An 11,528-nucleotide genomic window follows, 5' to 3' on the forward strand; every position below is an offset into this window, starting at 1 on the left:
CGGCGTGCTTGGATGACCCCAGCTTGTGCGGTGATCCGTCCCGGCCGCCACGGTTGCCGGGGTTTTCGGGACGCCGGAACGTTCGCACGGGGTCTGACCTGGGGGAATGATGTTCCCCTGGAACGCGGCCCGGGACACGGGGGATGGAGGAACGGTGGCGGGGGACGAGTTCGCGGAGCTGCTGAGGGAGCTGAAGGAGCGGTCCGGACTCAGTTACGGGGTGCTCGGCAAGCGGCTGCATGTGAGTGCGTCGACGCTTCACCGGTACGTCAACGGGGATGCCGTACCGACGGATTACGCGCCCGTGGAGCGGTTCGCCCGCTTGTGCAGGGCGACTCCGGAGGAGCTGGTGGAGCTTCACCGGAGGTGGGTGCGGGCCGATGTGCTGCGGGGGCGCAAGGGGGTGGAGATCCCGGCCGCGGAGACTTCTGCCGCGGAGACCCCGGCGGTGGAGAGTTCGGCGGCGGAGACTTCTGCCGTGCAGAGCCCGGCGGCGGAGACCTCAGCCGCGCAGGCCCCGAATGCGGGCGCACCCGATGCCGTATGGGAACCGGGGCCGGATCCGGAAGCTGCAGGCGGTGGGCGGCGGCGTACCGTCGTGCTCGCCGGCGCCGCTGTGGCCGCCGCTGTCGTGTCCGCCGCACTCGTCGTGAACCTTGTGCCCGGCAAGGGCGGCAACGGCCGTGTCAAGGGAACGTCCGTGGGTGCCGCCGCGTCGCACACCCCCAGCCCGTCCGATGCCGGCGCCTCGTCGAGCGCGAAGCCCCCGTCCCCCTCGGTATCCGCTTCGCGCAGTGGCAGCCCCGAGGCGTCCGCCTCGCGGGGCGGTGGGGCCGCGGTGCGGGACGGTGACGCCGGCGACATGGCCACCGAGGAGGGCGCCACCGCACCGACCGTCGCCACCAATCCGTACAAGTGGGACGGCCCGTGCAGCCAGCACTACCTGGTGAACCGGAAGGCAGCGCAAGTGCCCCCGCCGCCGACCGAGTCGGACGCGCGCGGTTGGGTCAACGCGCTCGGCGGGGTCCCCGGCGGGGAGCAGATGGTCGCGCTGACGGTGCAGGGCACCGGGAAGGCCACCGTCGTACTGGAGGCGCTGCATGTGCGCGTGGTGGGCAAGAGCGCGCCGCTCGCCTGGAACGACTACGCGATGGGTGTCGGGTGCGGCGGTGGCGTGGAGACCGCCTCGTTCCACGTGGACCTCGACGCGGGGCGGCCCGCGGCCACGCCCAAGGCAGGGCAGCGCGACTTCCCCTACAAGGTCAGCGAGTCCGATCCCGAAGTCTTCTACGTGTTCGCGGACGCGCTGGCGCACGACGTGAGCTGGTACCTGGAGCTGGACTGGTCCAGCGGGAACCGGCACGGGACGGTGCGGATCGACGACAAGGGGAAGACGTTCCGCACGAGCGGCAACGCGGGGCGGCCGGCGTACGACTATCCGCTGGGCGGGAGCGAGTGGGAGACGGCTCCCGCCGGCTAGGCCCCGCGCCTCCGACGTCATCCGCAGGACGGGCCCTGGGTCTCGGTCCCGGACGTGCTCTGTCACCGTCGTGCCACAGACCGCCGAACAGGTGAACCCCCGAAGCCCGCACTGCGCTCTGAAGCGACGGGTGCCGATGAGAGACAGGTACCTGAACTTCTACTTCGGGGGATTTCATGCAGAACGGGACGCAGCACCGGACGGGTATCCGCAGAGCCGCTCTGGCCATGGTGACCGCGTCGGCGGCCACCCTGCTCATGACCGCGTGTCAGCCCGGTGGGGACGGGGCGGGGTCGGCCGCATCGCCGTCGGGTGTACCGGCCAAGCCGGCGGCTTCCTCCGGCGCCCCGACGCCAACGGCGTCGCGACCCGCCGGCACGGACTCGTCGACGCCGCCCGCGGGGAGCGCCGCTCCATCGGCCGCCGGCTCGGCGTCCGCGACGGCGACCGCCTCCGCGAAGACGTGTGGCGTGTCGGACCTGGAGGCGTCCATGTACCAGGCCGGCGTCCGGCCGGAGGGCACCGGGACCGGAGCGGCGATCGTCGAGTTCACCAATGTGTCCGGCAAGCCGTGCGTCGTGCAGGGCCATCCGACGGTGGCGGGGGCGGGCAACGGTTCCCCGGAGAAGAACCGTCCGCTCAAGGTGACCCCGTCGGGCTCGGCCTCCAAGGTGCTGGTCGCACCGGGTGGCAAGGCATGGACGAAGCTGACGTTCGTCCAGGTCCAGGGTGAGGCCGACGGCTACTGCGTGTCCGGATCCACGCCCGTCACCTATCCGACCCTGGTGGTGGGCCTCCCGGCCGCGGGGTCACACCAAGTCGCCCTCGACGACGGCGTCCTGGCCGAGTGCGACGACAAGGTGACCGTCACCGCCGTATCCGCGACGAAGCCCTCCTGAATTCCCCGGGCACTGTCAAGTCCCCTGGAGAGTCAGGTCGTTGCCCGTTGAATGACCTCACTCTCCAGGGAGAGGCGCCCATCGAACGCGGACATCGACGTGTACGCCGCCACGGCCGGGTGCCGCAGGCTACGTGGCTCCCGCGTCCGCATCGCGGAATTGACCGGTGTAGAGGGCAGCTACCCTCCTAGGCTGCCTGCACGCAGTAGCCGAAGCAGAAGGAGCCGCGCCGTGACCCTTGCCGAGCATGTCGAAGCCGTGAGCGCCGGCTCGCCGTTGCCCCCGCTCGCCACGCGGGTCGCCGAGGTCGGGGGGTCACCGGTACGGGACATTCTCGCGGTCACGGCACGGCCCGAGGTGATCAACTTCGCCGGCGGGCTGCCCGCGCCGGAGCTGTTCGACGCGGAGGGGATCGCCGCCGCGTACCGGGACGTGCTGGCGGAGGTGCCCGAGCGGGCGCTGCAGTACGCGACGACCGAGGGAGAGCCCGGGCTGCGGGCCGCGCTGGCCGAGCGCACGAGCCGGCGCGGTCTGGCGACCGGAGCCGACGAGATACTGGTGACCACCGGTTCGCAGCAGGCACTGTCCCTGCTGGCCACCGCGCTGCTCGAACCCGGCGACGCCGTGCTCGTCGAAGACCCCTGCTATCTGGCGGCACTTCAGGCGTTCCGCCTCGCGGGAGCCCGGGTGATCGCCGTGCCGGGCGACGCGGACGGCATCGATCCGCGGGCACTGGAAGAACTGGTGACACGGGAGCGCCCCAAGCTGCTCTACACCGTGCCGACCTTCCAGAACCCGACCGGCCGCACCATGGCGGCCGAGCGGCGGGCCGCGGTTGCCGCCGTGGCCGCGCGATGCGGGGTGTGGATCGTCGAGGACGACCCCTACGGTGAGCTCCGCTTCGAGGGCGAGCGGGTGCCGTGGATCGCCTCCTACGACGGCGCCGGGGACCGGACCGTGCTCCTCGGGTCGTTCTCCAAGGTGATGGCGCCCGGGATGCGGCTCGGCTGGCTGCGTGCGCCCGCCGCGCTGCGCCGGGCCTGCGCCGTCGCCAAGCAGGCCGCCGACCTGCACACCCCGACCGTCAACCAGCTCGCCGCCGCACGGTACTTGACCGACCGGGACCTGGACGCCCATGTGGCCCGGGTCGCGGGCGTCTACCGCGAGCGGCGCGACGCCATGCTCGCGGGAATCGCCGATGCCCTTCCGGCCGGGTCCACCTGGACCCGGCCCGAGGGCGGCATGTTCCTCTGGGCCCGGCTGCCCGAGTCGTACGACACCACGGCCCTGCTCCCGCGCGTGGTGAAGCAGGACGTGGCGTACGTGCCCGGGGCGCCGTTCTACGCCGGCGAGCCGGACCCCGCGACCCTGCGGCTCTGCTTCGTCACGCAGACCCCGGACGAGATCGCGGAGGGACTGCGACGGCTGGCGAAGGGGTTGCGCCGCTAAGGGGGTTGCCGATAGCCATACGGATACGGCTGCCCGGTGTCGTGTCGGCCGCTCCTTGTCGGCCGTCCCGTGTCGGCCCTCCCGTGTCGGCCGCTCCGTGTCGGCCCTCCCGTCGTGACCGTCCCGTCCTCTTACGGACGCTGGCCCATCTTGTCCACCACTCCCGACTGCACGAGGCCCTTGACCTCCGTGAACCTCACGCCGGGCTGCTCCTTTCCCTTCACGACCTTCCCCGCCGTGTGGCCCCTCTGGCGCAGGCCCAGGTAGGCATAGGTGTCCCGGTCGAAGACGAGGCCGAAGGACATCGTGGGGTAGGAGATCCCGATGCCGTGCCGGCCGAGGGCGTCCACCTCGTCGTTGTCGATCTTGATGTCCGGCAGCTTCGCGACGGCCTCGAACGCGGCGGCCTGCAGGCCCGGCGGCATGACCCGCGGGCCGCGCATCAGCAGCACCGCGTCCATGTACGCCATCTGGTCGCGATGGGGGTAGTCGGCACCGCCGTGCCTGAGCACTTCGAGAAGTTCGTCGGGGTCGGTCGGCCACTTCTTCAGCTTCGCGTACTCGGTGGGCGGCCACCGCACCTCGTGCTGGGACATGGGCGGCTCGTTCAGGATCCTGCCCGTGTAGCTGTACCGGGAGGGCTTGGAGCCGTCCACCGAGAGCCAGCTCTCGTCCGTGAACTTCTTGACCTTCCCGCCCTGGTACGTCCGTGTGGTGACCTCCTTGGTGTACAGGTACTGGTCGTTGCGCGGGATGGGCATCTCGGCGCTGTCGGACCGGGACTTGTCAGCGGCCTTGCGCAGCACTTGCGCCGCGCTGAGCGGGGTCATCCGCGGCGTGTCCGAGTCCTTGCCGTGGACGGCGACAACGGTGGTTCCGGCCACTGCCGCGGCGGCCGTCGCGGCGATGGTGATACGGAACACCAGCCGCCTGGGCAGGGCGACGGCGATCCCCCCGCGGGTCTCCCGGGTGACGGCGCTCCGCAGTCGGGCGCGGGCTGCGGCACGGGCCTCGTCGGTCAGCGGCGGGGTGTCGGCCTCCAACTCCCGCACCGATGTGAGGTCATGCATGATCGGGCTCCTCGTGAACCTCTTGAAGGGCTGTGGGGTCCGACCCGCCCAGGGCTTCGCGCAGTCTGCTTCGAGCCCGGTGCAGTCGTGAGCGCACGGTGCCCACCGGTACGCCCAGGGCCTCCGCGGCCTCCGTGTAGTCGAGATCTCCCCAGGCGATCACCAGCAGCACGTCCCGGTAGCGGGCCGGCAGCTTGGCGAGGGCTCCCGCCAATGCGGCGCGGGCGCTCTCGGCGCTGACCCGGTCGGCCACTCGCTCCGCCATCGCTTCGCCGCCGCTGCCCTCGCCGGGGGCCGTGGCGGCGACCCGCGACAGCGCCCGGAGGCGGCGTGCCTCGGCCCGCCGGTGCTGGCCGACGAGGTTGGTGACGATCCCGTAGAGCCAAGGCCGCGCCTGCGGCCTCGACAGGTCGTAGCGGCGGCGCCGCTGGAAGGCGATCACGAAGGTCTCGGCCATCAGGTCGTCGGCCGCTTCGGTGCCGAGCCGCCTGGCCGCGTACCGATGGATGTCGTCGGCGTAGCGGTCGAAGAGCACGGCGAACGCGTCGGGCTCGTCCCAGGACCGTTCGATCACCGAGGCGTCGGAGTCGGAGTGCGCGTCCGTGCGGACGGCACGATGGACTCCGACGCTCGGTGAGGCGGTCACTGGTCGCCTCTTAGGCTCATGGATTTCCCTCGAAGACGCGGGCAGGGTCACCTGCTGTTGGCCGATGCCCGCGATCGAGTTCCAGTTCGGCGCATCCTGTGCTCCGGCGGGGACTCAGTCCCACCAGAAGGACCACGCCTGCTTGCCGAGCACCTCGTGTGCCGCGTACGCGCGCAGCGCCTCGTGGTGGCCCTGCGTGATGTTGTCCGGGCAGAAGGCGAAGTGCTCGGCGGCGACCGCCTCGGCCTCGGCCATGGTGGTGGGCGGGGCCGCCACGGACAGGACGAGCTGGTCGAAGGTGAGAGCGACCACCCGTATCCCGAAGCGGTCCTCCCAGGAGCGCAGGACCGCGCACAGGCGGGCCACGTCATTCTCGTAGTTCATCGGGCCCGACCAGCCGATCGCCGCCGGGATGTCCGCGCTGCGGCGCGCCGGGACGAGGGCGAGGCGCGGATCCTTCAGCCAAGTGCCGCTGTCCGCGAGGGAGTCGGCGATCTCGGCGGCACGGGTGTCGGGGTCGGCGTCCCGCTCGGGGGCGGGCGCCAGGCCCGGCCACTCGGGACCGTACGGCGCGACCGTCTCGTCGTACGCCGGCTGCTCACCGAACACCGCGACGACGGCTTCCTCGACGGCTTCCTTGCCGGGATAGTCCTCGGCCGGGGCGAGTTCGTCCGCCGCGTACTCCTCCCAGAACTCCGCGAGCACCTCCTCGGCGTCGTGATCCCCGGGATACGACACCTCGCCGGGTATCAACTCCCATTCCCCGGGCCCGCCTTGGCTGCCGCCGACGTCGATGAGCAGCGGGAGCAGGCCGGACGTCCGCCGGGCGGGCTCCAGCGCAGCCCAGCCGCCGGGCCGCGCCGTCCCGTCGGCATGCCACAGCAACGGCTCGTGCCACGGGCCCTCGTCGGTCGCGTCGATCAGTCTCCCGGGCGGGAGCTCAAGCCCGAGCGCGCGCCCGCTCGGGTCGGCCGCCAGCTGGGGCAGCGGGTTGGGAAGAGTCGCCATGCCGGTGACTTTAGGGCCCGCCACTGACAGCGCGACGCGAGCGGGATCCCGGCCGGGTGGTTTGCTGCGACTTGGTCCACCCGGCCGGGGCCCTCCCCCTCGAACCGGGACGGCCTCGAACTCGTCCAGTCCAGTTCGCTACTTCCGTCCCGCTGGCCGCACTGCCCATAATTCGGGGGATCTGCCAGGGCCGCGATGGTTTCGGCCCAGGCCGAACTGTGCGGGGAATGCGAGGACTTCGGGAACCGTGGGGGACTGAATGCTGCGGCTGCACTTCACGGCGGAGGACCTGCTGCGCGTGGCGTTCGCGCCGGAACCCGCCCCGTTGATGGAGCTCGGGCTCGCCGTCGCCGCGCTGCGACGCCGTGCTCCGTCTCCTGTGCTGAGCCGCTGGCAGCACCGGGCGCGGCAGACGTTCCCCGCCGACGCCCGCCCCCTGCTGGACCTGATCCCGCCCACGGCCCGGGGCCCCATGTTCCTCGACCCGCTCAGCCGGGGTCTGGAAGAAGGGCTGGACACCGTCCTGTCGACCCCCACCGAACGGGTCCGCGCGGAACTCGACGGCCGGGTCCCGGAGGTGCTGCGGCCGACCCCCTGGATACGACGACTCGCCGACCGGGACCGAGAGTCCTGGGAGGAGCTGGAGCGAGCCCTGCGCGCCGCCTATGACGGTCTCCTCGCCGACTCCTGGAAACACATCCAGTCCGCCTTCGACGCCGAACGCGCCTGGCGGACCCGGCTGTTGGCGCAGCACGGCATCCGGATCGCTCTGGCCGGCCTCGGTCCGGGCGGCCGCTGGGACGGCACGACGCTGGTCTTCGACACCCCCGAGGACCGACACATCGCACTCTCGGGCCACGGCGTCACCCTGCTCCCGTCCACCGTGTGGACCGGGCACCCGCTGGTGGCCGCGTACGACGACGCCCCGGGCATCCTGATCTACGGAGCCGCCGCCCCGCTCCCGCTCCTCGCGGAGCGCGCCGCCCACGACAGCAGCCCGTTGGACGCGCTCCTGGGACGCACCCGCGCGGCCGCCCTGGAACTCCTCACGCGCCAGCGCACCACCAGCGAACTCGCCCGCGAACTCGACATCAGCAAGTCCTCGGCCTCCGAACACACCAAGGCCCTGCGCGACGCCCGCCTGATCACCACCCAGCGCGACGGCAAGGCCGTCCGGCACGCGTGCACGCCACTGGGCCTGGACCTGCTGACCACGGGGGTCAAGGGATGAACCGGCAAAGGGGTGGCACCGGTCGGTGCCACCCCTTTGCCGCGATCAGTGGATCAGAGCCGCTCGGGCGTCCTGATGCCCAGCAGCGCCATGCCCTGGTGCAGGGTGCGGGCCGTGAGGTCGACGAGGAACAGGCGGTTCTCGACGACCTCCGTCGGGTTGTCGTCGCTGAGGACCTGGCACTTGTCGTAGAACGAGGTCAACAGCGACGCCAGCTGGTACAGGTACGCGGCCAGCTTGTGCGGGGCGTACTCGGCGGCGACCTCCGCGATCGTCTCCGCGAAGCGGTCCAGATGCAGACCCAACTCGCGCTCGGCCGGTGCCAGTTCCAGCTCCGGGTGGGCGAGCGGGCGTGCCTCGCCCGCCTTGCGCAGGATCGACTTGATACGGGCGTACGCGTACTGGAGGTACACGGACGTGTCGCCGTTCAGCGAGACCATCTGGTCCAGGTCGAACTTGTAGTCCCGGACGGCAGACGTGGAGAGGTCCGCGTACTTCACGGCGCCGATTCCGACGTACCGGCCGTTCTCGACGATCTCCTGCTCGCTCAGGCCCACCTTCTCGGCCTTCTCCCGTACGACGGTCGTGGCACGCTCGATCGCCTCGTCAAGGAGGTCCACCAGCCGCACCGTCTCGCCCTCACGCGTCTTGAACGGCTTGCCGTCCTTGCCGAGGACCGTGCCGAAGGCCAGCTGGTGGGCCTTCACGTCGTCGTTCAGCCAGCCCGCCCTGCGCGCGGTCTCGAAGACCATCTTGAAGTGCAGGGACTGGCGGGCGTCCACCACGTACAGGAGGGTCGAGGCCTTCAGGTTGAAGACACGGTCCCTGATCGCGGAGAGGTCCGTCGCCGCGTAGCCGTAGCCGCCGTCGGACTTTTTCACGATCAGCGGGACCGGGTTGCCGTCCGGGCCCTTCACGTCGTCGAAGAACACGCACAGCGCACCGTCGGAGCGGACCGCCACGCCCGACTCCTCCAGGAGGCGGCACGTCTCGTCCAGCATGTCGTTGTAGCCGGACTCGCCGACCACGTCCGCGTCGCGGATCTGCATGTCCAGCTTGTCGAAGACCGAGTAGAAGTAGATCTTCGACTCGTCGACGAACACCTGCCAGAGAGCCAGCGTCTCGGGGTCCCCCGCCTGGAGGTCCACCACCCGGCGCCGCGCCCGCGTCTTGAACTCCTCGTCGGAGTCGAAGTGCACCCGCGCCGCCTTGTACAGCCGGTTCAGGTTCGACATGGCCTCCTCGCCGGAGACCTCGCCGCCCTTGTGGTCCAGCTCGTGCGGGTGCTCGATCAGGTACTGGATGAGCATGCCGAACTGGGTGCCCCAGTCGCCGATGTGATGGCGGCGGACGACGGACTCGCCGACGAACTCCAGGATCTGGACGACGGCATCGCCGATCACCGCGGACCGCAGGTGACCTACGTGCATCTCCTTCGCCACGTTCGGCTGCGCGTAGTCGATCACCGTGGTGCCCGGGTGCTCCGCGAAGGGCACGCCGAGGCGATCGGCGTCCGCGTACCGCGCGGCCAGGTTCTCGGTGATCGCCTTGTCGGTGATCGTGATGTTCAGGAAGCCGGGGCCGGAGACCTCGATGTCCTTGATCACGTCGCCCGACGCGACCTGGGCCACGACCTGCGTCGCGAGCTCGCGCGGGTTCGCCTTCGCCTTCTTCGCGAGGGCCAGGATCCCGTTGGCCTGGAAGTCGGCCCGGTCGCTTCGTCGCAGCAGCGGGTCCGCGGAACCGGCCTCCGGCAGGGCTGCCGAGAGGGCGTCCGCGAGGCGCTGGTGGACGGAAGCGGTGAGGGACGTGACCGAGGCCATGGAGCGGATGCCGTTCTCCTCGAAGGAATTCAGATGGACCCCGCCAGTATCCCACGGGGCAACAAGCGAATTTCGCGCCGAAGACGCGCTCCCGCGACGCGCCGCCGGGTCCCGTGAAAAGCCGTTTTCGCGGTTCCCGCCCGAGCTGGGAGAATGGTGCGGTCAGCCGTACTGGCGTATCAGAAAGAAGGACGTGCCGATCGTGGCTCAGAGCACCGAGACCACCGACTGGGTCTCCCGTTACGCGGATGAGGTCATCGCCGAGTCGGAGCGTCGGGCCCCGGGCAAACCGGTCGTCGTCGCGTCCGGGCTCTCGCCGTCCGGGCCGATCCACCTCGGCAACCTGCGGGAAGTCATGACGCCGCACCTCGTCGCCGACGAGATCCGCCGGCGTGGGTACACCGTGCGCCATCTGCTCTCCTGGGACGACTACGACCGCTACCGCAAGGTGCCGGCCGGTGTCCCCGGTATCGACGAGTCCTGGGCCGAGCACATCGGCAAGCCGCTGACGTCCGTGCCGGCCCCGGCGGGCTCGGAGTATGCGAACTGGGCCGAGCACTTCAAGGCCGCGATGATCCAGTCGCTGGCCGAGCTCGGCGTCGAGTACGACGGGATCAGCCAGACCGAGCAGTACACCTCGGGTGCCTATCGCGAGCAGGTCCTTTTCGCGATGAAGCACCGCGGTGACATCGACGCGATCCTCGACCAGTACCGGACCAAGAAGGCGCCTGCCAAGAAGCAGCAGAAGCCGCTCGACGAGGCCGAGATCGAGGCCGCCGAGGGTTCCGGGGCCGCCGCCGAGGACGACGGCAGCTCGGCCGCCGGGTACTACCCGTACAAGCCCTACTGCGGGCAGTGCGAGAAGGACCTGACCACCGTCACGGCGTACGACGACGAGACGACCGAGCTGACGTACACCTGCTCCGCCTGCGGATTCTCCGAGACCGTGCGGCTGAGCGAGTTCAACCGCGGCAAGCTGGTCTGGAAGGTCGACTGGCCCATGCGCTGGGCCTACGAAGGCGTGATCTTCGAGCCCAGCGGTGTCGATCACTCGTCTCCGGGGTCGAGCTTCCAGGTGGGTGGCCAGATCGTGGGCATCTTCGGTGGGAAGCAGCCGATCGGGCCCATGTACGCGTTCGTGGGCATCTCCGGCATGGCGAAGATGTCCAGCAGCAAGGGCGGCGTGCCCACCGCGGCCGACGCGCTCCAGATCATGGAGCCGCAGCTGCTGCGCTGGCTGTACGCCCGCCGTCGGCCCAACCAGTCGTTCAAGATCGCCTTCGACCAGGAGATCCAGCGGCTGTACGACGAGTGGGACAAGCTGGCGGGCAAGGTGGCCGACGGGTCCGTACTCCCGGCCGACGCGGCCGCGTACGCCCGTGCCGTCGGCACCGCGGCCGGGGAGCTGCCCAAGACGCCCCGCCCGATGCCATACCGCACCCTCGCCTCCGTCGCCGACGTCACCGCCGGCCACCAGGACCAGGCCCTGCGGATCCTGAGCGAGCTCGACCCCGAGAACCCGCTCACCTCGCTCGACGAGGTCCGGCCCCGGCTCGACAGGGCCGAGACCTGGATCAACACGCAGGTTCCGGCCGAGGAGCGCACCGTCGTGCGCGACGAGCCCGACGTGGAACTCCTGAAGTCGCTCGACGAGCAGGGACGCGAGTCGCTGAGGCTGCTGCTGGAGGGGCTGGAGGCGAACTGGTCCCTCGACGGCCTCACCCACCTCGTCTACGGCGTCCCCAAGGTCCAGGCCGGCTTCCCCGCCGACGCCACCGCCAAGGAACTGCCGCCGGAGATCAAGGTCGCCCAGCGCACGTTCTTCGCGCTGCTGTACCACCTGCTGGTCGGGCGGGACACGGGGCCGCGGCTGCCCACGCTGCTGCTGGCCGTGGGGCAGGACCGGGTGCGCAAGCTGCTGG

General features: G+C 70.8%; 10 protein-coding genes. 5 read left to right on the plus strand and 5 right to left on the minus strand.

Annotation, left to right across the window (positions count from 1 at the left end):
• Window positions 1-154: 154 nt before the first annotated feature.
• A complete protein-coding gene (locus IEY95_RS37335) occupies window positions 155-1,480 on the plus strand; it encodes a transcriptional regulator (protein WP_229703609.1) in 1,326 nt (441 codons plus the stop codon).
• Window positions 1,481-1,748: 268 nt separating this feature from the next.
• On the opposite strand, the gene IEY95_RS50455 is transcribed toward IEY95_RS37335, so the two are convergent.
• On the minus strand, window positions 1,749-1,973 hold the full coding sequence (locus IEY95_RS50455; RefSeq protein WP_308429382.1) for a hypothetical protein: 225 nt from the start codon (window positions 1,971-1,973) through the stop codon (window positions 1,749-1,751).
• On the opposite strand from IEY95_RS50455, the gene IEY95_RS50460 reads away from it, so the two are divergent.
• Together IEY95_RS50460 and IEY95_RS37345 are read left to right on the plus strand one after the other, a co-directional pair.
• Window positions 1,972-2,379, plus strand: a complete 408-nt coding sequence (locus IEY95_RS50460) for a DUF4232 domain-containing protein (protein ID WP_308429383.1) — start codon at window positions 1,972-1,974, stop codon at window positions 2,377-2,379. The genes IEY95_RS50455 and IEY95_RS50460 overlap by 2 nt on opposite strands.
• 231 nt (window positions 2,380-2,610) lie before the next feature.
• Window positions 2,611-3,828, plus strand: coding sequence for an aminotransferase-like domain-containing protein (locus IEY95_RS37345; RefSeq protein WP_189190654.1), 1,218 nt, complete (start codon window positions 2,611-2,613; stop codon window positions 3,826-3,828).
• Between the two features lie 131 nt (window positions 3,829-3,959).
• Here IEY95_RS37345 and IEY95_RS37350 read toward each other — a convergent pair whose 3' ends face one another.
• The 3 genes from IEY95_RS37350 to IEY95_RS37360 all read right to left on the minus strand — a co-directional run bounded on the left by IEY95_RS37350 (window position 3,960) and on the right by IEY95_RS37360 (window position 6,552).
• Window positions 3,960-4,898 carry a CU044_5270 family protein gene (locus IEY95_RS37350; protein WP_189190655.1) on the minus strand — a complete coding sequence of 313 codons (939 nt, stop codon included), beginning with the start codon at window positions 4,896-4,898 and terminating at the stop codon, window positions 3,960-3,962.
• Window positions 4,891-5,544 (minus strand): RNA polymerase sigma factor, encoded by a 654-nt coding sequence (locus tag IEY95_RS37355; protein WP_189190656.1) that lies wholly within the window; start codon window positions 5,542-5,544, stop codon window positions 4,891-4,893. The genes IEY95_RS37350 and IEY95_RS37355 overlap by 8 nt, the downstream gene beginning before the upstream one ends.
• A gap of 114 nt (window positions 5,545-5,658) precedes the next feature.
• Entirely contained in the window at window positions 5,659-6,552 is an 894-nt protein-coding gene (locus tag IEY95_RS37360; protein WP_189190657.1) for a DUF4253 domain-containing protein, read from the minus strand.
• Window positions 6,553-6,811: 259 nt separating this feature from the next.
• Between IEY95_RS37360 and IEY95_RS37365 the strand changes: the two genes are divergently transcribed.
• Window positions 6,812-7,783, plus strand: coding sequence for an ArsR/SmtB family transcription factor (locus IEY95_RS37365; RefSeq protein ID WP_189190658.1), 972 nt, complete (start codon window positions 6,812-6,814; stop codon window positions 7,781-7,783).
• A gap of 53 nt (window positions 7,784-7,836) precedes the next feature.
• Here the strand turns inward: IEY95_RS37365 and argS are convergent, their stop codons facing one another.
• The gene (argS, locus tag IEY95_RS37370; RefSeq protein ID WP_189190659.1) at window positions 7,837-9,606 is read right to left on the minus strand and encodes an arginine--tRNA ligase; all 1,770 of its coding nucleotides are present in this window, start codon (window positions 9,604-9,606) and stop codon (window positions 7,837-7,839) included.
• A gap of 193 nt (window positions 9,607-9,799) precedes the next feature.
• Here argS and lysS point away from each other — a divergent pair.
• Window positions 9,800-11,528: lysine--tRNA ligase (gene lysS / locus IEY95_RS37375; protein WP_189190660.1), on the plus strand; the 1,729-nt coding region annotated here is incomplete at its 3' end.

It is taken from the genome of Streptomyces albiflavescens, from assembly GCF_014645835.1.
Taxonomy (GTDB): domain Bacteria; phylum Actinomycetota; class Actinomycetes; order Streptomycetales; family Streptomycetaceae; genus Streptomyces; species Streptomyces albiflavescens.

Excerpts from the sequence above, each read along its gene's own strand:
- argS (WP_189190659.1), bottom strand. The coding sequence starts at position 9,606 with ATGGCCTCGGTCACGTCCCTCACCGCTTCCGTCCACCAGCGCCTCGCG.
- IEY95_RS37350 (WP_189190655.1), bottom strand. The coding sequence starts at position 4,898 with ATGCATGACCTCACATCGGTGCGGGAGTTGGAGGCCGACACCCCGCCG.
- IEY95_RS50460 (WP_308429383.1), top strand. The coding sequence starts at position 1,972 with ATGTACCAGGCCGGCGTCCGGCCGGAGGGCACCGGGACCGGAGCGGCG.
- IEY95_RS37360 (WP_189190657.1), bottom strand. The coding sequence starts at position 6,552 with ATGGCGACTCTTCCCAACCCGCTGCCCCAGCTGGCGGCCGACCCGAGC.
- IEY95_RS37365 (WP_189190658.1), top strand. The coding sequence starts at position 6,812 with ATGCTGCGGCTGCACTTCACGGCGGAGGACCTGCTGCGCGTGGCGTTC.
- IEY95_RS50455 (WP_308429382.1), bottom strand. The coding sequence starts at position 1,973 with ATGGACGCCTCCAGGTCCGACACGCCACACGTCTTCGCGGAGGCGGTC.